This window comes from Pseudomonas sp. R4-15 (assembly GCF_055768815.1).
The window spans coordinates 267,787-289,410 of the sequence record NZ_CM147293.1 but is presented as its reverse complement, the minus strand read 5'-3'; the positions used below and the strand labels follow the sequence as shown (position 1 = coordinate 289,410).

At 67.3% G+C, this 21,624-nt stretch carries 22 protein-coding genes; 11 read left to right on the top strand and 11 right to left on the bottom strand.

Translation table 11 applies throughout. The features are described 5' to 3' along the window. The first annotated feature begins 80 nt into the window (after window positions 1-80). Window positions 81-1,634 carry a phospholipase D family protein gene (locus ACYRGX_RS01475; protein ID WP_473054846.1) on the top strand — a complete coding sequence of 518 codons (1,554 nt, stop codon included), beginning with the start codon at window positions 81-83 and terminating at the stop codon, window positions 1,632-1,634. A 103-nt stretch (window positions 1,635-1,737) separates the two neighbouring features. Here ACYRGX_RS01475 and ACYRGX_RS01470 read toward each other — a convergent pair whose 3' ends face one another. From ACYRGX_RS01470 to ACYRGX_RS01460, 3 genes are all read right to left on the bottom strand, one after another. Further along, entirely contained in the window at window positions 1,738-2,454 is a 717-nt protein-coding gene (locus tag ACYRGX_RS01470; RefSeq protein WP_473054845.1) for a SapC family protein, read from the bottom strand. A 94-nt stretch (window positions 2,455-2,548) separates the two neighbouring features. Next, complete coding sequence (locus tag ACYRGX_RS01465) at window positions 2,549-3,691, bottom strand: MFS transporter (protein WP_473054844.1); 1,143 nt, start codon at window positions 3,689-3,691, stop codon at window positions 2,549-2,551. A gap of 53 nt (window positions 3,692-3,744) precedes the next feature. Continuing rightward, a complete protein-coding gene (locus ACYRGX_RS01460; RefSeq protein ID WP_473054843.1) occupies window positions 3,745-5,238 on the bottom strand; it encodes an aldehyde dehydrogenase in 1,494 nt (497 codons plus the stop codon). Between the two features lie 165 nt (window positions 5,239-5,403). On the opposite strand from ACYRGX_RS01460, the gene ACYRGX_RS01455 reads away from it, so the two are divergent. Further along, window positions 5,404-5,766 (top strand): cupin domain-containing protein, encoded by a 363-nt coding sequence (locus ACYRGX_RS01455; RefSeq protein ID WP_473054842.1) that lies wholly within the window; start codon window positions 5,404-5,406, stop codon window positions 5,764-5,766. An 84-nt stretch (window positions 5,767-5,850) separates the two neighbouring features. Here ACYRGX_RS01455 and rpmG read toward each other — a convergent pair whose 3' ends face one another. Together rpmG and rpmB are read right to left on the bottom strand one after the other, a co-directional pair. Beyond that, window positions 5,851-6,006: a 50S ribosomal protein L33 gene (gene rpmG / locus ACYRGX_RS01450; protein ID WP_003284185.1), complete on the bottom strand. Its 156-nt coding sequence runs from the start codon at window positions 6,004-6,006 to the stop codon at window positions 5,851-5,853. A 12-nt stretch (window positions 6,007-6,018) separates the two neighbouring features. Then, window positions 6,019-6,255: a 50S ribosomal protein L28 gene (gene rpmB / locus ACYRGX_RS01445; protein WP_473054841.1), complete on the bottom strand. Its 237-nt coding sequence runs from the start codon at window positions 6,253-6,255 to the stop codon at window positions 6,019-6,021. A 283-nt stretch (window positions 6,256-6,538) separates the two neighbouring features. Here rpmB and ACYRGX_RS01440 point away from each other — a divergent pair, with 283 nt between their 5' ends. From ACYRGX_RS01440 to ggt, 7 genes are all read left to right on the top strand, one after another. Beyond that, the gene (locus ACYRGX_RS01440) at window positions 6,539-8,110 is read left to right on the top strand and encodes an ABC transporter substrate-binding protein (RefSeq protein ID WP_473054840.1); all 1,572 of its coding nucleotides are present in this window, start codon (window positions 6,539-6,541) and stop codon (window positions 8,108-8,110) included. A gap of 127 nt (window positions 8,111-8,237) precedes the next feature. Further along, window positions 8,238-9,680, top strand: coding sequence for a coniferyl aldehyde dehydrogenase (locus ACYRGX_RS01435; protein ID WP_473054839.1), 1,443 nt, complete (start codon window positions 8,238-8,240; stop codon window positions 9,678-9,680). Between the two features lie 15 nt (window positions 9,681-9,695). After that, complete coding sequence (locus ACYRGX_RS01430; RefSeq protein ID WP_473054838.1) at window positions 9,696-10,232, top strand: twin-arginine translocation pathway signal protein; 537 nt, start codon at window positions 9,696-9,698, stop codon at window positions 10,230-10,232. Window positions 10,233-10,246: 14 nt separating this feature from the next. Further along, window positions 10,247-11,872: a GMC family oxidoreductase gene (locus tag ACYRGX_RS01425; protein ID WP_473054837.1), complete on the top strand. Its 1,626-nt coding sequence runs from the start codon at window positions 10,247-10,249 to the stop codon at window positions 11,870-11,872. A 94-nt stretch (window positions 11,873-11,966) separates the two neighbouring features. Beyond that, on the top strand, window positions 11,967-12,446 hold the full coding sequence (gene coaD, locus ACYRGX_RS01420) for a pantetheine-phosphate adenylyltransferase (RefSeq protein ID WP_473054836.1): 480 nt from the start codon (window positions 11,967-11,969) through the stop codon (window positions 12,444-12,446). A 90-nt stretch (window positions 12,447-12,536) separates the two neighbouring features. Further along, window positions 12,537-12,788, top strand: coding sequence for a YfhL family 4Fe-4S dicluster ferredoxin (locus tag ACYRGX_RS01415; RefSeq protein ID WP_473054835.1), 252 nt, complete (start codon window positions 12,537-12,539; stop codon window positions 12,786-12,788). A 3-nt stretch (window positions 12,789-12,791) separates the two neighbouring features. After that, window positions 12,792-14,513, top strand: a complete 1,722-nt coding sequence (ggt, locus tag ACYRGX_RS01410) for a gamma-glutamyltransferase (protein ID WP_473054834.1) — start codon at window positions 12,792-12,794, stop codon at window positions 14,511-14,513. Window positions 14,514-14,544: 31 nt separating this feature from the next. On the opposite strand, the gene ACYRGX_RS01405 is transcribed toward ggt, so the two are convergent. After that, window positions 14,545-15,870, bottom strand: coding sequence for a peptidoglycan DD-metalloendopeptidase family protein (locus tag ACYRGX_RS01405; RefSeq protein ID WP_473054833.1), 1,326 nt, complete (start codon window positions 15,868-15,870; stop codon window positions 14,545-14,547). Window positions 15,871-15,932: 62 nt separating this feature from the next. After that, the gene (locus ACYRGX_RS01400; RefSeq protein ID WP_473054832.1) at window positions 15,933-16,172 is read right to left on the bottom strand and encodes a hypothetical protein; all 240 of its coding nucleotides are present in this window, start codon (window positions 16,170-16,172) and stop codon (window positions 15,933-15,935) included. Between the two features lie 242 nt (window positions 16,173-16,414). On the opposite strand from ACYRGX_RS01400, the gene dksA reads away from it, so the two are divergent. Both dksA and ACYRGX_RS01390 read left to right on the top strand, forming a co-directional pair. Beyond that, a complete protein-coding gene (dksA, locus tag ACYRGX_RS01395; protein WP_473054831.1) occupies window positions 16,415-16,819 on the top strand; it encodes an RNA polymerase-binding protein DksA in 405 nt (134 codons plus the stop codon). Window positions 16,820-16,831: 12 nt separating this feature from the next. Then, a complete protein-coding gene (locus ACYRGX_RS01390; RefSeq protein WP_473054830.1) occupies window positions 16,832-17,449 on the top strand; it encodes a DUF1826 domain-containing protein in 618 nt (205 codons plus the stop codon). An 88-nt stretch (window positions 17,450-17,537) separates the two neighbouring features. Here ACYRGX_RS01390 and ACYRGX_RS01385 read toward each other — a convergent pair whose 3' ends face one another. The 4 genes from ACYRGX_RS01385 to ACYRGX_RS01370 form a co-directional block, all read right to left on the bottom strand. Continuing rightward, complete coding sequence (locus ACYRGX_RS01385) at window positions 17,538-19,412, bottom strand: Na/Pi cotransporter family protein (protein ID WP_473054829.1); 1,875 nt, start codon at window positions 19,410-19,412, stop codon at window positions 17,538-17,540. Between the two features lie 16 nt (window positions 19,413-19,428). Continuing rightward, entirely contained in the window at window positions 19,429-19,782 is a 354-nt protein-coding gene (locus ACYRGX_RS01380; protein ID WP_473054828.1) for a multidrug transporter, read from the bottom strand. A gap of 112 nt (window positions 19,783-19,894) precedes the next feature. Next, on the bottom strand, window positions 19,895-20,707 hold the full coding sequence (mutM, locus tag ACYRGX_RS01375) for a bifunctional DNA-formamidopyrimidine glycosylase/DNA-(apurinic or apyrimidinic site) lyase (protein ID WP_473054827.1): 813 nt from the start codon (window positions 20,705-20,707) through the stop codon (window positions 19,895-19,897). Window positions 20,708-20,729: 22 nt separating this feature from the next. Next, a complete protein-coding gene (locus ACYRGX_RS01370; RefSeq protein ID WP_473054826.1) occupies window positions 20,730-21,596 on the bottom strand; it encodes an HDOD domain-containing protein in 867 nt (288 codons plus the stop codon). Window positions 21,597-21,624 lie beyond the last annotated feature (28 nt).

Sequence of the window (21,624 nt, the reverse complement as noted above, 5' to 3'; positions counted from 1 at the left end):
CAGCAGCCGCCTGGCGCGCCGGGCGAATCAAAACGCAGCGGCAGCGTCGAAGGCATATCGTCCCCGTGGAGAGCGCTCCCTTGCCCCGATGCCTGCCGTTCGTGTTGCTGCTCCTGCTCACCGGCTGTGCCGGAAGCCCTTGGCCGGCACAGCCGAGCCAGGTGCTGCCGGCCGCCGACAGCGCGTTGGCCCAGCGGGTCGAGGCGCAGGCCGCAAAGCATTCGCCAGGCGACTCGGGCCTGCGCCTGTTGTCCTCGGCCAATGAGGCCTTCAGCGCCCGCGCCGAGCTGGCGCGCGAGGCGCAGGTCAGCCTGGACCTGCAGTACTACATCGTGCACGACGGCTTGAGTACCCGCACCCTGACCGCCGAGGTGCTGCAGGCGGCCGACCGCGGCGTGCGCGTGCGTATCCTGCTGGATGACACCACCAGCGATGGCCAGGACTACGAGATCAGCCTGCTGGCGGCGCATCCGAACGTGCAGATCCGCGTCTTCAACCCGTTGCACCTGGGCCGCGCGACCACCGTCACGCGGTTGCTGGGAAGGGCCTTCCATCTCTCGCTGCAGCATCGGCGCATGCACAACAAACTGTGGTTGGCGGACAACCGCGTGGCCATCGTCGGCGGGCGAAACCTGGGCGACGAATACTTCGATGCCGAACCGGGTTTGAACTTCACCGATATCGACCTGCTCGCCGCCGGGCCGGTGGCGCAGCAGCTCGGCGAGAGCTTCGACGCCTACTGGAACGACCCGCTCAGCCAGCCGATCCAGCACTTTCTCAACGATCCGCCACGGCGGGGACAACTGGCACTGGCGCGCCAGGCGTTGCCGGGCTACTTCGCCCAGCAGCGCGAGCAGCGCCCGGATGCCTATGCGCGCCTGCACGAGTACCAGGTCCGGCCGCGCCTGGACGACTGGCTCGGCGAGCTGATCTGGGCGCCAGCCCAGGCCTACTGGGACCCGCCGCAGAAGGTACTCAGCGAGGGCGCGCCTGATCCGTCGCTGCTGATGACCACGCAGTTGGCTCCGGCGCTGCGCGACATCCACCGGGAGTTGCTGCTGATCTCGGCCTACTTCGTGCCGGCGCAGACGGGGGTCGACTACTTCACCGGCCTTGCCCAGCGTGGCGTGCGCGTGCGGGTGCTGACCAACTCCCTGGAGGCTACCGACGTTCCCGCGGTGCATGGCGGCTACGCGCCCTACCGGCGCGCGCTGCTGGAGTCCGGCGTGGAACTCCACGAACTGCGCCGCCAGCCCGATGAGGAGCCGACCTACAACCTGAGCGGCTCGTCGGAATCCAGCCTGCACAGCAAGGCGGTGGTGATGGATCGGCGTCGGGTGTTCATCGGCTCGCTTAACTTCGACCCACGCTCGGTGCTGTGGAACACCGAGGTCGGCGTGCTGGTGGACAGTCGCGAACTGGCGCAGCAGACGCGCGCGGCGACCCTGGAGGGTATGACCCCGGCGCTGAGCTACGAGGTTCGCCTGCAGCGCGATGCCGCGGGTAACCAGCGCCTGGTCTGGCTGGCCGAGGATGGTGGCCAGCGCTACCTGCTGACCCGGGAGCCGGGCGGCTTGTGGCGGCGCTTCAACGCCTGGTTCGCCCGGGTGATCGGGCTGGAACGCATGCTCTGAATGCGCTGGGCTAGGGGATCGTTGGGCCGCGTTCCTTGGGGCTCACCCTCTCCCCGGCCCTATCCCATCAAGGGAGAGGGGTTGGGGAGAGGGGGAGCCAGCCCTAGCGGCGTGCCAGATAGTCGTCGAACAGCGCGTCGAGATTACTCAGGGACAGCAGGTGGGCATGGATCCAGGCCAGGTGGCCGCTGCGTTGCAGGCCGGCGATTTCCGTATCCGGGAGTTCGCCGAGTCGCTGCGCGTCCACCGTCAGGACGTCGCGCAGGGTCAGGTGTTCACCACTGTGATGGTTGAGTTGCAGCGTGCGTGACTGCAGGAGGTGCAGGGCGCTGAGCTGCGTCACGAAGGCACGTGTGCGCTCCATCTCCAGGGTGAAGTTCTGCAGGAACTGGATCATCTCCTCCAGGAAGGCGCTGTTCTTGCCGCTGGCGTCGAACAGCTCGCGGCCCTCGCGTTCGTTCCAGCCGGCGTAGGCGGCATCGAAGCAGACGGTGAAGTCGCCTTCGTGCTGGGTCAGCACGAAGGGATAGCGCCGCACGAAGGCCGGCACGTAGGTGTGCGAGCGCCATTGGCCCTGGGCATCGAGGAAGTCGTTACGCTCCTTGGCCAGTCCGAGCAGGGCGACTGGCATCGGCTGTCCGCCCTCGCCGATGAACAGGATCGGGTAGTGGCGTGCGGCCTGGGCGAACTCGGCGCCGGCCAGCGGCACGAGGTGCGTATGGGCGGCGTATTCGCAGCCTTGCGCCGGTCGCAGACGCAGTGCGCGATGCTCGTCGCGGTTGAGGGCCCTGATCTCCTTGTACAGCAGCAGGCTGGTCATGCGCAGCGCTCCATCCGTTGGCGGCGGGCCACCAGGCCCGCTCGGGTGCAGATGAACAGTTAAGCTGCAGATCGGCGCTGCGCAAGTGCGCCACTCAGTCGCTAGCCAGGCTGAGGCGTCCGGCGAAGCGTAGCGCCAGGCCGACGAAGCCGGCGGCGCCGACCGCCATCAGCAATGGCAGTGCGTGGCCGGTCGCCCATTGGCTGGCGGCGCCGGTGAGCAGCGGTCCGACCAGGCAGCCGAGGCCCCAGAGCTGCGCCACATGGGCGTTGGCGCGCACCAGCGCGTCGTCGCGAAAGCGCTCGCCAATGAGGATCAGCGAGAGGGTGAAGAGACCGCCGGCGCTGGCGCCGAACAGCACCAGCAGCGGCCAGAGCAATGGCGTGTGCAACAGCAGCGGCATGCCCAGGCTGGTGAGCAGCAGCATCAGCCCGCAAGCGAGGAACAGCCGGGCGCGGGACACGCGGTCGGCCAGCCAGCCCACCGGCAGTTGCAGCAGGGCATCGCCGATCACCACCACGCTGGCCATCAGCAGCGCGTCGCTCTGCTCGAAGCCCTGGCGCAGGCCGTAGACCGGCAGCAGCGTCAGCACCATGGCCTCGAAGGCGGCGAACAGCATCACCGCCCAGGCCACCGGTGGCAGGTCCCGGCAGAAATCGAGCAGGCCACGTCCCAGGCTGCCGTGCGCCTCGGCGCGCGGTGCGCCGGTGCGCTTGGCCAGTGCTAGCGCACCGAGCATCAACAGCAGCGTGCCGGCCCAGAAGGCGCCGTCGTGATCGGTGCCCAGAGCGCCCAGCAACAGCGGGCCGCTGAGCTGGCTCAACGCATAGCCGGTACCGTAGAGCGCGACCAGGCGCCCGCGCAGGCGCTCCACGACGATCTGGTTGATCCAGCTTTCGCCGAGCACGAAGACCACCGTCAGGCCCACGCCGAGCAGCAGGCGCAGCAGCAGCCACAGCGAGTAGCTGGGCAGCAGCGCCAGCAACGCCACCGAGGCTGCGCCGATCAGCAGGCAGCCCTGCATCAGCCGGCGCGTGCCCAGGCGGGCGGCCAGGCGTCCGGCCAGCGAGGCGCCGAGCAGCACCCCCAACGCCGGAGTGGCGGCCATCACGCCGATCGCGAAGTTGCCGTAGCCCCATTGTTCCAGGCGCAGGGAGACCAGGGGCAGGGTCATGCCGAGCGCCAGGCCGATGCTCAGCACCGCCGAAACCACGGCGAAATAGGTTTTCCAGGGCATAAACGAACGCCGCGCCCCTAGGGCGCGGCTCTCCAGGCGGGAGGGGGATCAGGTCAGAGTTTGATCCAGGTGGCCTTGATCTCGGTGTACTTGTCGAAGGCGTGCAGCGACTTGTCGCGGCCGTTGCCGGACTGCTTGAAGCCGCCGAACGGCGCGGTCATGTCGCCACCGTCGTACTGGTTGACCCAGACGCTGCCGGCGCGCAGCGCGCGGGCGCTGCGGTGGGCCTTGGACAGGTCGCTGGTCCACACCGCAGCGGCCAGGCCGTAGACGGTGTCGTTGGCGATGCGGATGGCCTCCTCGGCGTCATCGAAGCCGATCACCGAGAGCACCGGGCCGAAGATTTCTTCCTTGGCGATGCGCATGGCGTTGTCCACGCCGTCGAAGATCGTCGGTTCCACGTAGGTGCCGCCGGTTTCCTCGAGCACGCGCTTGCCACCGACCAGCAGCGTGGCGCCGTCGTCGTGGCCCGCCTGGATGTAGCCGAGCACGGTGTCCATCTGGGTGGTGTCCACCAGCGCGCCGACGTTGGTTTCCGGGTCCAGCGGGTTGCCGGCCTTCCAGCCCTTGAGCGCCTCGACCACCATCGGCACGAAGCGCGCCTTGATCGAGTTCTCCACCAGCAGGCGCGAGCCGGCGGTGCAGACTTCGCCCTGGTTGAAGGCGATGGCGCCGGCCGCGGCCTCGGCGGCGGCCTGCAGGTCGGGGGCGTCGGCGAAGACGATGTTCGGGCTCTTGCCGCCGGCTTCCAGCCAGACGCGCTTCATGTTGGATTCGCCGGCATAGATCATCAGTTGCTTGGCGATGCGGGTGGAGCCGGTGAACACCAGGGTCTCGACGTCCATGTGCAGGGCCAGCGCCTTGCCGACGGTGTGGCCGTAGCCCGGCAGCACGTTGAGCACGCCGGCCGGGATGCCGGCGTCGATCGCCAACTGGGCGATGCGAATGGTGGTGAGCGGCGACTTCTCGGAGGGCTTGAGGATCACCGAGTTGCCGGTGGCCAGTGCCGGGCCGAGTTTCCAGCAGGCCATCATCAGCGGGAAGTTCCAGGGCACGATGGCGGCGACCACGCCGACCGGTTCGCGAGTCACCAGGCCCAGTTCGTCAGGGGAGGTGGCGGCCACTTCGTCGTAGATCTTGTCGATGGCTTCCGCGCACCAGGCGATGGCGCGGGCGGAGCCGGGGACGTCGATGTGCAGCGAATCGGAAATCGGCTTGCCCATGTCCAGGGTTTCCAGCAGGGCCAGCTCCTCGGCGTTATCGCGCATCAACTGGGCGAAGCGCTGCAGCACCGCCTTGCGCTTGACCGGCGCCAGGCGCGACCAACTGCCGGCTTCGAAGGCCTGGCGCGCGGCCAGCACCGCCGCGTCGGCGTCGGCGGCGTCGCAACTGGCGACCGCCGCCAGCACGCGGCCATCCACCGGGCTGATGCAGTCGAAGGTGGCGCCCGAGGCCGCAGGGCGGTATTCGCCGTCGATGAAGGCGCGGGATTCGATGGCCAGCTGCTTGGCGCGCTGTTCCCAGTCGCTGCGGGTGAGGGTGGTCATACGGAACTCCTTCGGGCATGCGGCAACGTGGCCGCCGGGAAATATCCGGCCACCCTAAACCAGCGTCTGGCGGGTTTTCAATATATTTTACGTGACCGGCGAAGGCGGCCTTTGCTGTTCGTTTTATCGCACATAGACTGCGCTTTTAGCCGTGGAGCGCGCCCCATGAACCTGGATTCCCTCATCGACATCGGCCCCGTGCAGGGTGAGCCGCTGAGCTACCGCCCGGCCCCCGAGAAGGTGCGCGCCGGCGATCCGCTGCAGCGCGTCTGGAGTGCCTACGAGAGCCCCTGCCAGCAATTCGGTGCGGGCATCTGGGAAGGTGAGCCGGGGCGTTGGACGGTGGCCTACAGCGAGCACGAGTACTGCGAGATTCTCGCTGGCGAATCGCTGCTGCGCGATGCGGCCGGTGGCGAGCGGCTGCTGCGGGCCGGTGATCGCTTCGTGATTCCCGCCGGCTTTCGCGGCGAGTGGGAGGTGCTGAGCACCTGTCGCAAGGTCTACGTGGTCTTCGAGAAAAGCGCCTAGAACGAAAACAGGCCCCCGGGTCGCCCCGGGAGCCTGTTCTGGCTCGCACCGCGCAAACGGGGCGAGCGATCAAGGGCCGATCAATTACTTGATCTTGGCTTCCTTGTAGATCACGTGCTTACGAACCACCGGATCGAATTTCTTGATTTCGATCTTGTCGGGGGTGGTGCGCTTGTTCTTGTCGGTGGTGTAGAAGTGGCCGGTACCGGCGCTGGACACCAAACGGATCAAATCACGCATGAGAGTTCTCCCTTAGAACTTTTCGCCGCGGGCGCGCAGCTCGGCCAGAACGACGTCGATGCCACGCTTATCGATGATGCGCATGCCCTTGGCGGAAACGCGCAGACGCACGAAACGCTTCTCGGATTCGACCCAGAAACGATGGTGCTGCAGATTCGGCAGGAAACGGCGGCGGGTTTTGTTGTGTGCGTGGGAAACGTTGTTCCCGGTTACCGGACCCTTACCGGTAACTTGACAGACTCTCGACATGACTCAGCCCTCTGTAACCACATGCCCAACCCGGCATGGGTTGGCCGCTTGAACTCGTTGACTCTCGTTTGACCGGAGGTCTTACCGACCAGGCTGTCTGCCATTGAATAGGCGACGACGACCGGGCCCCCAGAAAAGAGCGCAGCTTTATATCAGAAAGGACCACGGCGTAGCAAGGCGGGCCGTTGATGCAGCGCTCGTTGTCGACGGGCGGCCGGTGGGCTAGGGTAACCCATCCGCGGCCCCACGGCAGGGCCTTCCGTCATGACCATCGGAGTCTCCCATGCGTGCGCTGTTGTTGCCCCTGCTGTTTTCTCCGCTGCTGGCCCAGGCGGCCACGCTGGCGGTCTGCACCGAGGCCAGTCCCGATGGCTTCGACGTGGTGCAGTACAACTCGTTGACCACCACCAATGCGTCGGCCGACGTACTGATGAATCGCTTGCTGGACTACGATGCCGAACGCGGCGAATTGGTGCCGAGCCTGGCCACGCACTGGGACGTCTCCGCCGACGGGCTCAGCTATACCTTCACCCTGCGCGATGGCGTGGCCTTCCAGCACACGCCGTACTTCAAGCCGACGCGCCCGCTGCAGGCGGAGGACGTGCTGTTCAGCTTCGAGCGCATGCTCGATCCGCAGCATCCCTGGTACGCCAGCGCCGCCGGGGGCTATCCGCATGCCCAGTCGATGCAGTGGCCGGCCTTGATCAAGTCGCTGGAGGCGCCGGATCCGCAGCATGTGAAGATCACCCTCAACCATCCGGACGCGACCTTCCTCGCCACCCTGAGCATGGGCTTCGCCTCGATCTATTCCGAGGAATATGCCGCGCAACTGCTCGCCGCTGGCACGCCGCAGAAGCTCAACAGCGCGCCGGTCGGCACCGGCCCCTTCGTCCTCAAGCGCTACCAGAAGGATGCGGTGATCCGCTATGTCGCCAATCCCGACTACTTCGCCGGCAAGCCGGCGCTCGACGGGCTGATCTTCGCCATCACTCCCGACGCCAACGTGCGCCTGCAGAAGCTGCGGCGCAACGAGTGCCAGATCGCCCTCTCGCCCAAGCCCCAGGACATCCAGGCAGCGAAGGCCGATGCGAACCTTGCGGTGGTCTCCACGCCGGCCTTCATGACCGCGTTCGTCGCCCTCAACAGTGAGCATCCGCCGCTCGATCGCGCGCTGGTCCGCCAGGCGATCAACCTGGCCTTCGACAAGCAGAGCTACCTCAAGGCGGTGTTCGAGGACAGCGCGATAGCCGCCAAGGGCCCGCTGCCGCCCAATACCTGGAGCTACCTGAAGGATCTCGCCGACTATCCCTACGACCCCAAGCGCGCTCGCGCGCTGCTCGCCGAGGCCGGGCTTGCCGATGGCTTCGCCACGACGATCTGGACGCGCCCCTCGGGCAGCGTGCTCAACCCCAACCCGAGCCTGGGCGCGCAGATGCTGCAGGCCGACCTCGCCAAGGTGGGTATCCGCGCCGAGATTCGGGTGATCGAGTGGGGCGAGCTGATTCGCCGCGCCAAAGCCGGCGAGCACGATCTGCTGTTCATGGGCTGGGCCGGTGACAACGGCGACCCGGACAACTTCCTCACCCCGCAATTCTCCTGCGCGTCGCTGGAGTCGGGGCTGAACTTCGCACGTTTCTGCGACGAGCGCCTGGACAGCCTGATCGGCGAGGCGCGTCGGCAGTCCTCGCAGCCCCAGCGCAGTGCGTTATATGGCGAGGCGCAGAAGCTGATCCACGACCAGGCGCTGTGGCTGCCGCTGGCGCATCCGACCGCCAGCGCCCTGACCCGCAGCAACGTCAAGGGCTACCAGGTCAGCCCGTTCGGTCGGCAGGACTTCTCCAAGGTCAGTTTCTAGGGGGCGCAGACCCTACTTTCGACCGGGTAGCCAGCCTCTCGCCGCGGGCGGGGGCTGGCTACACTGCGCAGGACAACAATAAACAGGACAACGAGCGCCACCCTGTCGCGTTCGAGGAGCCTCTGTCATGGTCGCCGAAGTCACTCCGCTGCAGCCCCACCTGCAGGCCCGTTCCGCCATCGATGAACATCTGCACCAGCTACTGGAGCGCCAGCGCGCAGCCTTTCGCCGCGAACCGATGCCTTGCGCGCGTCAGCGGCGCGCCGGGCTCGATGCCCTGCGCCGGCTGCTGGTCGAGGAGCAGCAGGCGATCATCGAAGCGATCCACGCAGACTTCGGCCAACGTAGCGCCGATGAAACGCGCCTGGCCGAGCTGCTGCCGTGCATCCAGGGCATTCGCCATGCGCGGCGCCACCTGCGCGGCTGGATGCGACCCTCGCGGCGCTCGGTGGGACTGGCTTTCCAGCCGGCCAGTGCCAGGGTGGTCTACCAGCCACTGGGCGTGGTCGGCATCATGGTGCCGTGGAACTACCCCTTGTTCCTCGCCATCGGGCCGTTGATCGGCGCACTCGCCGCGGGCAATCGCGCGATGATCAAGATGAGCGAGTCCACCCCGGTCTTCGCCGGCCTGCTGCAGCGCCTGCTGGCGCGTATCTTCGATGAAGAGCAGGTCGCCGTGGTCACCGGCGAGGTGCAGGTGGGCATCGCCTTTTCCCGCCTGCCGTTCGACCACCTGCTGTTCACCGGCGCCACCGGTATCGGCCGCCAGGTGATGCACGCGGCGGCGGACAACCTGACGCCGCTGACCCTGGAGCTGGGGGGCAAGTCCCCGGCACTGGTGGCGCCGAATGCCAACCTGGCGCAGGCCGCCGAGCGCATCGCCTGGGGCAAGGCGCTGAATGCCGGGCAGACCTGCATCGCCCCGGACTACGTGCTGGTGCCCGCCAGCCAGCAGGAGGCCTTCGTCGGCGAGTACCGTGCGGCCCTGCGCCGTCTCTACCCACGCCTGGCGGACAACCCGGACTACACGGCCATCATCAATGACCGCCAGCTCGCACGGCTGAATGCCTACCTGGAGGACGCCCAGACCCGGGGCGCGCGGCTGCTGCCGCTGTTCGACGAGGCACAGGGCCGACGCGTGCCGCATACCCTGTTGCTCGATGTGGACGACGACATGCGCGTGATGCGCGAGGAGATTTTCGGGCCGCTGCTGCCGGTGGTGCCTTACCGCGATCTCGACGAGGCCATCGACTACATCAACGAGCGGCCGCGTCCGCTGGCGCTGTACTTCTTCGGCCACGATCGTCGCCAGCAGCGTCAGGTGCTGGAGCGCACCCACTCCGGCGGAGTATGCCTCAACGACACCCTGCTGCACGTGGCCCAGGACGACATGCCGTTCGGCGGGATCGGACCTTCCGGCATGGGCCACTACCACGGTCACGAAGGCTTCCTGACCTTCAGCAAGGCCAAGGCGGTGTTCGTCAAGGGCCACTTCAATGCCGCTCGCCTGGTCTACCCGCCCTATGGCGGGTGGCTGCAGCGCCTGGTCTACCGGCTGTTCATTCGCTGACGCAGGAGCGCAGGCATGAACCAGAGGCTTGCTGATCCGGGGCGCCGCGAGTTGCTGCGCCTCGGTCTGTGCAGTACGGCGTTGCTGGCCGGTGGCGGTTTGCTCGCCAGCCTGGGCGGTTGCAGTGGCGAGCGTCCCGCGGCGGGCTACCGAATGCTGCGCGAGGGCGATCTGCCGGTGCTCGCTGCGCTGGTCCCGGTGCTGCTCGAAGGCGCAGCGCTGCCCGCCCGGATGGACGATGCCCGACGACTCACCCTGGCTAACCTGGATTACGCGCTGGAGCACCTGTCGCCAGCGATGCTCAAGCTGACCCGACAACTCTTCGACGTGCTCGCGCTGCCATTCACCCGCGGCCCGCTGACCGGCATTTGGGGCGCGTGGGAGCAGGCCTCGGCCGAGGACATCCGGCGGTTTCTGGCGCGCTGGCGGAACAGTCGCCTGGACCTGCTGCAGATGGGCCACGCCTCGCTGCTGCAACTGGTGATCATGGCCTGGTACGGCAGCGATGCCGCCTGGGCGCATTGCGGTTATCCCGGCCCGCCGCAGGTCTGAACAGGAGCCTTTCGATGGCGCAACCCGATCCGTTCCGCGAAGGCATGGCCCGCGGCTGGAAGACCCACGACGCCTCCCGGTTGCAGCAGGATCTGCAACTGGAGACGGATGTGGTGGTGGTCGGCAGTGGCGCCGGGGGTGGCGTCACTGCGGAGATCCTCGCCCAGGCCGGTTTCGCCGTGCTGCTGGTGGAAGAGGGGCCGCTGCGGACCAGCTCGGACTTCAAGCTGCGCGAGCCGCAGGCCTACGCGGAGCTCTACCAGGAAGGTATCGGACGCATGAGCGAGGATGGCGCGATCACTATCCTGCAGGGGCGCGCGGTGGGCGGTACCACGCTGATCAACTGGACCTCGAGCTTCCGCACGCCCCCGGCGACCTTGGCGCATTGGGCGCAAACCTGGGACGTGCGCGGCCACTCCGAGGCGGCGATGGCGCCCTGGTTCGCGCGCATGGAACAGCGCCTGGGTGTGGCGCCCTGGGCGCTGCCGCCGAACAGCAACAACGAGGTGATCCGCCGGGGTTGCGAAGCGCTCGGTTATCACTGGAGTGTCATCCCGCGTAACGTGCGCGGCTGCTGGAACCTGGGTTACTGCGGGCTCGGCTGCCCGGTCAATGCCAAGCAGTCGATGCTGGTGACGACCATCCCTGCCATGCTCGAAGCCGGCGGCGAGCTGCTCTACCTGGCACGCGCCGAGCGCCTGCTGGTGGAACACGACAGGGTCGTCGGCGTCGACTGCCTGGCCATGGACGAGCGCGCGGTGGCGCCCAGTGGACGGCGCATCCGCGTGCATGCGCGCCACGTGGTGCTCGCTGGAGGCGGCATCAACACCCCGGCGATCCTGCTGCGCTCGCAGGCGCCGGACCCGCATGGCGTGGTGGGTCAGCGCACCTTCCTGCACTTGGTGAATTTCTCGGCGGCGCAGTTCGACGAGGTGGTCAATCCGTTCTACGGCGCGCCGCAGTCGATTTATTCGGACCACTTCCAGTGGCAGGACGGAGTCAGCGGACGCATGTCCTACAAGCTCGAAGCACCGCCGTTGCAGCCGGCGCTGGCGTCCTCCCTGCTCGGCCGTGCGGGCAGCGACAACGCCCAGCGCATGGCCCAACTGCCGCACACCAACATGCTGCTGGCGCTGTTGCGCGACGGTTTTCACCCGGACAGCGCCGCCGGCACGGTGAAGTTGCGTGACGACGGCACGCCGGTGCTCGACTACCGCATGACCGACTACACCTGGGACGGCGTACGGCGCGCCTACCACAGCATGGCGGAGATTCAGTTCGCCGCCGGTGCGCGGGCCGTGTTGCCGATCCACGCCGACGCCGACTACGTGAAGACCCCGCAGGCCGCCCGCGAGCTGATCGATGGGCTGGACCTGGCGCTCTACCGCACGCGGCTGGGCAGCGCCCACGTCATGGGTGGTTGCGCAATGGGCGAGGACCCGCGGCGGGCGGTGGTCGACAGCCTTGGCCGGCATCACCAACTGGAGAACCTGTCGATCCACGACGGCTCGATCTTCCCCACCAGCATCGGCGCCAACCCGCAATTGTCGGTCTATGCATTCGCCGCGCGCTTGAGCAGTGCGCTGGTCGAGCGTCTGCAGTCCGGAGGCTCTAGCTCGGTAGCTGGCGCGCAGGCGTAGCGTTCGCCGATGATCGCGGCCGTTGCCCTTCGCTTGGCCGTCGCGCGCCCCTGCGCTACCATCCGGGCTTTTCCCAGCCTGCCAGGACGTCGCGATGAACCGAGTGTTGTATCCGGGCACCTTCGACCCTATCACCAAGGGCCACGGCGACCTCATCGAGCGGGCTTCCCGACTGTTCGACAGCGTGGTCGTCGCGGTCGCCGCCAGTCCCAAGAAGAATCCCCTGTTCCCCCTGGAGCAGCGCGTGGCGCTGGCACGCGAAGTGACCGCCCATCTGGCCAACGTCGAGGTGGTGGGTTTCTCCACCCTGCTCGCGCATTTCGTCCAGGAGCAGAACGCCAACATCCTGCTGCGCGGCCTGCGCGCGGTCTCGGACTTCGAGTACGAGTTCCAGTTGGCGAACATGAACCGGCAACTGGCGCCGCACGTCGAGAGCATGTTCCTGACGCCCTCGGAGCACCTTTCCTACGTGTCCTCCACCCTGGTACGCGAGATCGCCAACCTCGGTGGCGACATCACCAAGTTCGTGCATCCCGTCGTGGCCAAGGCCCTGCGCGAGCGCTTCGCGCACTGACACCCGGCGTGCAGCCGGGCGAGGGATGCGGCACAATTCGCCTCTTTCCCCTGTGTGTGCCCCCGACTGTCGTCCGGGGCTGGAGTGGCCATGTCCCTGAAAATCACCGATGACTGCATCAACTGCGACGTGTGCGAGCCCGAGTGCCCGAACGGCGCGATCTCCCAGGGTGAGGAGATCTACGTCATCGATCCCAACCTGTGCACCGAGTGTGTCGGTCACTACGACGAACCGCAGTGCCAGCAGGTCTGCCCGGTCGATTGCATCCCCCTCGACGACAGCAACGTCGAGAGCAAGGAGCAACTGATGGACAAATACCTGAAGATCACCGGCAAGGCCTGACGGGTGCTCAGTCACGGCCTGCGCACCTGCCTTGGTGGCCTGCTGCTGCTCCTCGCCGGGGTCTTGCAGGCCGCTCCGGCGCCGGGTCGGGCCGCACTGGCCACGGCGCACCCGGCGGCGAGCGCGGCCGGACGCGAGATACTCGACGCCGGCGGTAACGCCGCCGATGCCGCGGTGGCCATCGCCGCCGCGCTGGCGGTGGTCGAGCCCTATGGCTCGGGATTGGGCGGCGGGGGGTTCTTCCTGCTGCGCCAGGCCGGCGAGCAGCCACGCTACCTGTTCCTCGACGCCCGCGAGAAGGCGCCGGCGGCGGCCCATGCGCGCATGTACCTGGTGGACGGCAAGGCGCAGCGGCGCCTGTCCCTGGACGGTGCGCTGGCCGCGGCGATTCCCGGGTTGCCTGCGGCGCTCGTCAGCCTCGCCGAGGAGCAGGGGCGCTTGCCGCTGGCGCGCAGCCTGGCGCCGGCGATTCGCCTGGCGCAGCAAGGCTTCGCCGTGGACCGCGTCTATCGCCAGCGCGCGCAGTGGCGCCTGGAGGCCCTGCGGGGCGATCCCGAGAGTGCCCGCTTGTTCCTGCGTGACGGTGAGGTGCCCGCCGAGGGCCTGAACCTGCGCCAGCCTCAGCTCGCCAAGACCCTGATGCGGCTTGCCGAGCAGGGACGTGAGGGTTTCTATGCCGGCGAGACCGCGGCGCGGCTGGTGGACGGCGTGCGCGCTGGCGGCGGCGTCTGGAGCCGCAGCGACCTGGAAAACTACCAAGTGGCCTGGCGTGCGCCGTTGCGTTTCAGCCTGGCCGGCGGCCGCGAACTAATTTCGGCACCCCCGCCATCGGCCGGCGGCGTGGCTCTGGCGCAGAGTCTGGCGATGCTCGAGGCGCGCAACTGGCAAGCGACCCAGGGCGTGGACAGGGTGCATCTGGTGGTCGAGGCGTTGCGCCGGGCCTATCGGGACCGAGGCCTGCTCGGGGACCCGGATCAGGTGGCGGTGCCGCTCGCCCAACTGCTCGATCGTGATTACCTGTCCGCGTTGGCCAGGGGCATCGATCCGCAGCGTGCCACCCCGAGCAGCGAGCTGCCGCCGGCGCCGGCCTGGCGCGAGGGCAACCACACCACCCACTTCGCGGTGATGGATGCCGAGGGCAGCGCGGTGGCGGCCACCCTGTCGATCAACCTGCCGTTCGGCGCGGCGTTCAGCGTGCCCGGTACCGGCGTAGTGCTCAACGATGAAATGGACGACTTCGCGGCCGACCCCGAGGGCAGCAACGCCTATGGGCTGAGCGCGGCGCATGCCAATCTGGTCGCGTCCGGCAAGCGGCCGCTGTCGAGCATGAGCCCGACCTTCATCGAGAGCGCCGAGGATTTCTCCGCGTTCGGCACGCCGGGCGGCAGTCGCATTCCGTCGATGGTGCTGCTCGGCATCCTCGACTACCTGGACGGCGCGCCCATCGCCCACTGGCCGGCCCTGCCGCGCTACCACCACCAGTACCTGCCGGACGTCATCCAGCACGAGCCGCAGGCCTTCGACGCCGCCGAGCGGGCCGAGCTGCAGCGGCGCGGCTATCGCCTGCAGGAAATCCCCGACGGCTACGGCAACCTGCAGGTGCTGCGCTGGCGCAAGGACGAGGACAGGGTAGAGGCGGCCAGCGATCCGCGGGGGGTGGGGGACGCCGAGGTCTGGACCTCATCCCGCGCGGGGCAGGGCGCGAGCCTCGACGCCGTTCGGTGAGCGAGCCGCGTCCTTCGTAACGACTCGGTCTTCAACCTTGCCCGTCGCCAGCGGCTGCGATGTGCTGGGCAACGCTCATCTGTGCGCTCTGCATGGCTGCGAGCATGGACTGCGCCTTCCTGCTGAAGGCCAGCATCTGCGTCTTGGGTATCTGCTTGAGCAGCGGGATGTCCGCGTCGATCGGGTTCACCGGGTGGTTGTTCACGTGCAGTTCGAAGTGCAGGTGTGGGCCGGTGGTGCGTCCGGTATTGCCCGACAGGGCGATGCGCTGCCCCCGGCTGACCGTCTGGCCCGCTTTGACGAGAATCTTGTTCAGGTGCAGGTAACGGGTGGCGTAGCGCCCGGAGTGCTTGATCAACAGGTACTTGCCGGCATAGGGGTGGTTGCCGACCCGCACCACCACGCCGTCGCCGATGGAGAGAATCGGCGTATTCACCGGCATCGCGAAATCCACCCCGTAGTGCGGCGCGACGCGTCCGGTGACCGGGTGCAGGCGGTGCAGGTTGAAGGGTGAGCTCACCCGATAGTGCTTGAGCGTCGGGTAGCGCAGAAAGGCGCGCTGCAGGCTCTGACCATGGATGTCGTAATAGCTGCCGTCGTCGTGCAGGAAGGCCGTGATGGCCTGCTTGCCCGCGCTCAGGCGAATGGCGTCGATGCGCGTCTCGCCGGTCGGCGTGCCGTCTTCGAGGCGCTCGTTCTCGATGACGATCTGGAAAGGATCGCCGGCGCGCACGTCCCGTCGGAAGTTCACCCGGTCGCCGAGGATGCGCTGCGCCTGGTCGATGTCGGCGTCGCTCAGTCCGGCCTTCGCCGCGCTGGCGTAGAAGCTGCCCTGGATGCTCGCGGCCAGTACCTGTTCCTGCCAGTGACTGGGGCTGACGATCTGTTCGTACGCGAAGCCCGAGCCATCCTCCAGCCGCCGGTAATCGACCCGGTGACCGGGCTGGATCATCAGCGTCAGGCGCTGCAACTGCTGCCCGTCCTGGCTCCATTCGAACTGCAGGTCCTGACCGGGGCGCAGCGTCTCCAGCTCCAGCAGGTCCTCATCGGCGGCGAGGATGCCGTGCAGCGTGGCGTTGTCCAGTGCCTGGCGCTGGAAGATGCCGCTGAGGGTGTCGCCCGCCTGTATCCGGTAGTCGACGATACGCGGCGTCGCAGGGGCGCTCGGTGCCGGGGTGGAAGCGGCGATGGGCGTGGCTTGTGGCGTTTGCTGCGGCTGTGCGGGCACGATCTCGGAGGGTTGAGTGCGGTGTTCGCTGATCGGCCAGATGACGGCGAGCGCGACGGTTCCAAGCGCGGCGATGAGTGCTCCGCGCTGGAGCTGGGAAAGTCTTCCCAGGAGATTCAGGATCGACACGGTGTTTCCTCGGCAGGGGGAGCCTGCGGCAGCAGGGTCTCGATGCGGGGGGGGGGGGGGCGCTAGTGCGACGCTCGTTCCCTTTGCAGGTCTTTGGCGGCCTGTTCGAACCAGGCGAGTACGGCCTGCCGGTGCGCCGGGCCACAGACCTCGGCGAAGCGCTGGGCCTCGTATTCCTGGGGGTTGGCGAGTATCGCGAGGCGCCGTTCGATGAACGCGGCGCTCAGCGGAATGCCGCATTCCACGGTGATGCAATGGCGCCAGGCGGCGTAGCTGTCGGGGATGGCCGGGGTCGTTTTCATTACGCAGTCCACGCTATCGGACGGGCTTTAGGCAGTCGTCGCCCGTTGTTTCGTTGGGAGCAGGAGGGCAGGTCGCAGGCTAGCTAACACTCGGTGATTTAATGTTATGTTGTAACGTACAGAGATTCAATCGGGCTCCGCTCGCGGTGCGACCCTGTGTGCCGAGGCGCTACCCCGGCCGCACCCAGGGAGCCCTGGGATACTAAATTGTTAGGTTATAACAACTTTACCCGGAACAGGCCATGAACGAGCAAGAGTTACTGGAACAACCTGCCGAGGCCTACATGGACGAGCGCCAACAGGTCTTCTTCCGAGAGCTGCTACTGCAACAGCGAGCGCAGTTGCAGGAACGCATTGCCACCGAGTTCGAGGCGCTGCGTGAGCAGGAGCCCAACAGCGATCCGGTGGACATCGGCAGCGCCGAGGAGCAGCGCCAGTGGCAACTGCGCATGCTCGAACGCGAGAAGAAGCTGCTGGACAAGATCGATGAGGCGCTGGAGCGCCTGGCGCGCGGGGAATACGGCTGGTGCGAGGAGACGGGTGAGCCCATCGGGCTCGCCCGCCTGTTGCTACGGCCTACGGCAACCCTGTGCATCGAGGCCAAGGAGCGCCAGGAAAGGAAAGAGCGCCATCTGCGCGATAGTTGAGGGAGGTCGTCGATGTTTGCTCTGAAGATTCCGGACAGCCCGCTGCAGGTGTCCGATGACAGCCCGCAGGTGCTCTCGCGCATTCTCGAAGAGGGGGTCAACCTGGCGGTATGGCAACGCCGCTTGAGCGAGCCGGTCTCGGCGTTCTGTGCCGACCTGCTGGCCGGCTCCGCCCGCCTGGCGGAGAGCCTTTCCCTGGAATTCGCCGGTGACGAGGCTGCACCTGTACTGCACGGACTCGCCCATGGCCATGAAGCGTCTCCCGGGCATGCCGAGTTCCTGGAAGACGTCGCCTGGTTGACGAGTGCCTACGCGTGCCTGGTGGATGCGCGGCGTGTCGGTCTGCGCCTGCGAGCGCTCGACGGCAGCATGTGTCCGCGCTTTCACGTCGACCAGGTGCCGCTGCGCCTGGTCACCACCTATGCCGGTCCCGGCAGCCAATGGCTGGCGGGAGGCCTGCCGCACGCCGAGGTGGCGCAAAGCGAGGTCCGCCAGTTGACCTGTGGCGATGTCGCCTTGCTCAAGGGCGAGAAGTGGCTGGGTAACGAGGGCAGAGGCATCGTCCATCGTTCGCCGCAAGTGCCGGTGGGGCAGCGCCGCCTGCTGTTGACGCTCGACTGGCTGGCCTGAGGATCGGAGGTGCTCCGAACGCGCTCCTTTCCCGTCACGGGTGCCCCGCAATCGTCACCATCGTCCCGCTTTCACGGTCGTGGAAATATCAATGCAGCTCGCCGTGGACGCTCTGGATCAGCGGTGGATCGTCGCCCAGTGGTTGCCCGAGTTCGCGAAAGCGGGCATGCCGCTCGGCCAGACGCAGGACGTTCCGCAGGCTCTGGAAAATTCGACTGGTGTAGCCCAGGTCGTTCATCAGCGAACTGGTTTGCTGGCCGTCCAGATGAGCGTCGCGAACCGCCGCGAACAGGCGCAGGCGAAATTTCGTATCGAATGCGGCGGCGCGTTCGTCGAGCGCCTGCAAATGGGCTTCGAAGGTGTTCGGGGCGAGGGACGCGCGACTGAGCTGGCGAATCTCGCGGAGCAGCCCGAGCAGGTGCCGGCGCAGGTCCACGTAGGCCTCGCGGGCCGGTGATTCGGCCTCGCGGAGGAAGCGACCGAGGTTCTTTTGCAGATGCTTGGCATCCTTCACGGCGTCCACCAATTGCAGCGCGGCCAACTGGCAGTCGACCCAGAAGTGCTGGTGGTCTTCGTCCAGTTGCAGCTCCAGGCGGCCCATGAAGCTCAGCAGGTCGCCGTAAACGCCTTTCACATGACGTTGGTAAAGCGCTTCGGCGTCCAGCGCGCCGGGGTTGGGACGTGCCTGCAGCAGCGCTTCGTCGAGCGTGCTCTTGTCGAGTTCGGCGATGGGCAGGTAGAGCGCGTGGGCTATCACCTCCAGGCTCAGGCGGCCCAGGTGCTGTAGTTCGCAGGTCACCGCACCGGCGGCGGTTTCCGCGCTGCCCAGCGCCGCCGGGTTGAGGTAGCGGGCGTGGGTTACCGGCGCTTGATGGGGCGCATGGGGGAGTTCGGTGATCAGTACCTGGGGTTCCGGCTGAGTCGGCAGCCAGCGCTGCAGCGCGTTGGCCAGGCGCTCCTGCCAGGGCCAGAACAGGGCGACGCCCAGGGCGTTGAACAGACTGTGGAACAGTGCCAACTGCAACAGCGGGTTGTCACCGAAGCCCAATCCGCGGCTGAGCAGCTCGACCAGCCAATGCAAGGGCAGCAGCAGGAGCATCGCCACGCTCGCCGTGAGCAGGTTGAAGATCACGTGCGCCGCCGCCAGGCGCTGGCCATCGCGGCTGCCGGCGAACCAGCCGACCAGCGCGGTGCTGGCGCTGGAGCCGAGGTTCGCGCCGATCGCCAGCGCCAGGCCCTGCATCAGTTGCAACTGGCCGCTGGCCATGGCGGTGAGGGTGAGTAGCAGGGTGGCGTGGCTCGACTGCAGGATCATCGTCGCCAGGGTGCCGAGCAGGAAGAACGCCAGGTGGCCAAGCAGCCCCGGGTGGCTGTACAGGCTGGGGTCGAGTTGGCTGTCGAAGGCCGCGAAGCCGTTCTTGATCTGCTCGATGGCGAGGAAGATCAGCGCGATGCCCAGCACCACCCGCCCCGTCGCGCGGGCCTTGGGGCCGAGGAAGCTGGCCGCCACGCCGAGCACCAGCAGCGGTAGCGCCAGGGGGGCGAGGCTGAGGTTCTGTCCTGCCAGCGCCAGCAGCCAGATGCCGGTGGTGGCGCCGAGGTTGGCGCCCAGGATGATGGCGATACCGCCGGCCAGTTGGATCAGTCCGCTGCTGATGAAGGCGATGCTCAGCAGCGACACCAGTGTGCTGGATTGCAGCAGGGCGGTGCCGAACATGCCCACGGCCAGGCTCTTCAGCGGCGTTGCCGTGCTCCGCGCCAGTAGTTTCTCCAGGCCGCCGCCGGCGAGCTGGCGCAGGCCTTCCTCCAGGCATTGCATGCCGAACAGGAACAGGGCGAGACCGGCGCACAGTTGCAGCCAGGCGGGGCTGTACCAGAACGACAGCAGCAGGCCCGCCGCGCCGAGAGCGATCAGCAGCGCACCGAGCAGCGGCCCGGGGCGACCGGGCGTAGGGGTAGGCATCGGGTCGGGCAGGACGTTAACGGGTGTTCGATTGCGAGCTGGTGCAGCCCAGGCAGCGGACGAAGGCCTCGCGGCCCGGGTCGAGGACCAGCGCCTGTGCCGACTCACCCACGTTGCCGCCCAGGGCGCTGAACGGCAGGCTGACGACGAAGGCCGCCGTGCCGAGCGCGGTCAGGCCGATAAGCAGTGGGCGGGCGATCAGCAGGTCACCCATCATCGAGTAGCCTTTGGGCGCGTCGGCGTTGTACACCGGGTCGCCACTGGGATTCGAGCTCACCACCGCAGACTGCTTCACCTGGGCCTGGGCGGGCAGGGTGAGAACGCCGAGGGAGAGTGCCAGGGCGGCGGCCAGGCAGCGAAACGGGTTCATGGGCGGTCCTTGGACGATGAGGGTAAGTGGATCTGCTAAATATAACAGCGCGGGGGCGTTTGTCAGTTTCTGTCGTGTCACAGGGCGCTGCGCGGGCAGCGCTTTTGTGGAATTAGCGCTGGCAGCGCACGCAGTAGACGCTGGCCCGCTGGCCCAGGCGGATCTCGCGCAAGGTGCCGCCACACTGCTTGCACAGCTCGCCGGCACGTCCGTAGACCCAGAGTTCCTGCTGGAAGTAACCGGGCTTGCCGTCGCCGCCGACGAAGTCGCGCAGGGTCGTGCCGCCTCGCTCGATGGCATGCGCGAGGATGCGCTTGATGGCGTCGGCCAAGCGCGCATAGCGGGCGCGGGAGATGCTGCCTGCGGGCTTGCGGGGGTCGATACCGGCGGCGAACAGCGCCTCGCTGGCGTAGATGTTACCCACCCCGACGACCACGGCGTTGTCCATGATGAAGGGCTTGACCGCCATCTGCCGTCCCCGCGAGAGGTTGAACAGACGGTCGCCGTCGAAGGCCTCGGTCAGCGGTTCCGGCCCCAGGTGGCGGAGCAGCTCATGGGCGTGCGGATCGCCCGTCCAGAGCAGTGCGCCGAAGCGCCGGGGGTCGTGGTAGCGCAGCGCCTGGCCGTCTTCGAACTCGATGTCGACATGGTCGTGCTTGCCCGGTGGCGTGCCGCTGGCCACCAGTCGCAAGCTGCCGCTCATGCCCAGGTGGATGATCAGCGTACCCACTTCCGCTTCGAGCAGCAGGTACTTGGCGCGCCGCTGCACGCGCAGGAGGCGCTGCCCGGAGAGACGCACGTCGAGGTCTTCGGGCACCGGCCAACGCATGCGCCGCTCGCGCACGCAGACCCGCGCCACGCGCTGGCCCTCGATATGCGGGGCGATCCCGCGGCGGGTGGTTTCGACTTCGGGGAGTTCAGGCATCGGGTGACTCGTGACAGGCGGCTCAGCCGATACCCAGTTCGGTGATGCTCTGCTCGAGCCCTTCGAATTCGTACTCGGTGAGTCCGATGTAGTCCAGCACCAGCGGGGCGATCTGCTGCCATTCGCGATCCTCGGCCTGGTTACCGAGCACCCGGTAGCTGCCGCAGATGTGCTCGGACATCTTCAGCAGTGCCACCAGGTTCTTGCGCAGCGGATCGCCGCCAATGTCCTCGGAGAAGAGCGTCAGCGCGTTGTGGTGGTTGGCGATGGCGTCACACAGGTGTGGCGGCAGGTTCCAGGAGCGCGCGGTGTAGTAGCCGACGACCGCGTGGTTAGTGCTGAATTCGCGGTTCTCGGTATCCACCACGCGGTTGTTCTGGCTGACCTCGGCATAGGCACGCTCGAGCACGTCCATGTAGCTGGGGAAGCGCTTGAGCATCAGCGGTACGCCGCAGTCGTGGAACAGCCCCAGTGCGTAGGCCTCGTCCACTGCCTGGATGCCCAGGCGCTTGGCCAGGTTGAGACAGGTCATCGCCACGTCTTGGGCGGTGTCCCAGAAACGGTTGAGGATGACGATGGTCTCGTCGCTCATCTCGCCCTTGATCGACTGGGCGTTGATCAGGTTCACCACGCTCTTCACGCCCAGCAGGTTCACCGCGCGCTGAATCGAGGTGACCTTGTTGGCCAGGCCAAAATAGGGCGAGTTGACCAGCTTGAGCAGCGAACCGGACAGACCTGGGTCCTGACCGATGAGGCGGGCGATGGTGCGCAGGTCCGGGTTGGGCAGGAACTGCTCGAGCTGCAGGTCGACCATGATCTGCGGCTGCGGCGGAACGCTGATGCCCTGCAGGGCCTGGCGAATCTGTTCGGCGGAGAGTTCCTGGGTCATGGGGCACGGACGGTAGTAGTGACGATTC

What these genes read in the sequence shown, in the direction of transcription:
- ACYRGX_RS01470 (WP_473054845.1), bottom strand. Translation starts at nt 2,454, where the DNA reads ATGACCAGCCTGCTGCTGTACAAGGAGATCAGGGCCCTCAACCGCGAC.
- ACYRGX_RS01465 (WP_473054844.1), bottom strand. Translation starts at nt 3,691, where the DNA reads ATGCCCTGGAAAACCTATTTCGCCGTGGTTTCGGCGGTGCTGAGCATC.
- ACYRGX_RS01460 (WP_473054843.1), bottom strand. Translation starts at nt 5,238, where the DNA reads ATGACCACCCTCACCCGCAGCGACTGGGAACAGCGCGCCAAGCAGCTG.
- ACYRGX_RS01455 (WP_473054842.1), top strand. Translation starts at nt 5,404, where the DNA reads ATGAACCTGGATTCCCTCATCGACATCGGCCCCGTGCAGGGTGAGCCG.
- rpmG (WP_003284185.1), bottom strand. Translation starts at nt 6,006, where the DNA reads ATGCGTGATTTGATCCGTTTGGTGTCCAGCGCCGGTACCGGCCACTTC.
- rpmB (WP_473054841.1), bottom strand. Translation starts at nt 6,255, where the DNA reads ATGTCGAGAGTCTGTCAAGTTACCGGTAAGGGTCCGGTAACCGGGAAC.
- ACYRGX_RS01440 (WP_473054840.1), top strand. Translation starts at nt 6,539, where the DNA reads ATGCGTGCGCTGTTGTTGCCCCTGCTGTTTTCTCCGCTGCTGGCCCAG.
- ACYRGX_RS01435 (WP_473054839.1), top strand. Translation starts at nt 8,238, where the DNA reads ATGGTCGCCGAAGTCACTCCGCTGCAGCCCCACCTGCAGGCCCGTTCC.
- ACYRGX_RS01430 (WP_473054838.1), top strand. Translation starts at nt 9,696, where the DNA reads ATGAACCAGAGGCTTGCTGATCCGGGGCGCCGCGAGTTGCTGCGCCTC.
- ACYRGX_RS01425 (WP_473054837.1), top strand. Translation starts at nt 10,247, where the DNA reads ATGGCGCAACCCGATCCGTTCCGCGAAGGCATGGCCCGCGGCTGGAAG.
- coaD (WP_473054836.1), top strand. Translation starts at nt 11,967, where the DNA reads ATGAACCGAGTGTTGTATCCGGGCACCTTCGACCCTATCACCAAGGGC.
- ACYRGX_RS01415 (WP_473054835.1), top strand. Translation starts at nt 12,537, where the DNA reads ATGTCCCTGAAAATCACCGATGACTGCATCAACTGCGACGTGTGCGAG.
- ACYRGX_RS01400 (WP_473054832.1), bottom strand. Translation starts at nt 16,172, where the DNA reads ATGAAAACGACCCCGGCCATCCCCGACAGCTACGCCGCCTGGCGCCAT.
- dksA (WP_473054831.1), top strand. Translation starts at nt 16,415, where the DNA reads ATGAACGAGCAAGAGTTACTGGAACAACCTGCCGAGGCCTACATGGAC.
- ACYRGX_RS01390 (WP_473054830.1), top strand. Translation starts at nt 16,832, where the DNA reads ATGTTTGCTCTGAAGATTCCGGACAGCCCGCTGCAGGTGTCCGATGAC.
- ACYRGX_RS01385 (WP_473054829.1), bottom strand. Translation starts at nt 19,412, where the DNA reads ATGCCTACCCCTACGCCCGGTCGCCCCGGGCCGCTGCTCGGTGCGCTG.
- ACYRGX_RS01380 (WP_473054828.1), bottom strand. Translation starts at nt 19,782, where the DNA reads ATGAACCCGTTTCGCTGCCTGGCCGCCGCCCTGGCACTCTCCCTCGGC.
- mutM (WP_473054827.1), bottom strand. Translation starts at nt 20,707, where the DNA reads ATGCCTGAACTCCCCGAAGTCGAAACCACCCGCCGCGGGATCGCCCCG.
- ACYRGX_RS01370 (WP_473054826.1), bottom strand. Translation starts at nt 21,596, where the DNA reads ATGACCCAGGAACTCTCCGCCGAACAGATTCGCCAGGCCCTGCAGGGC.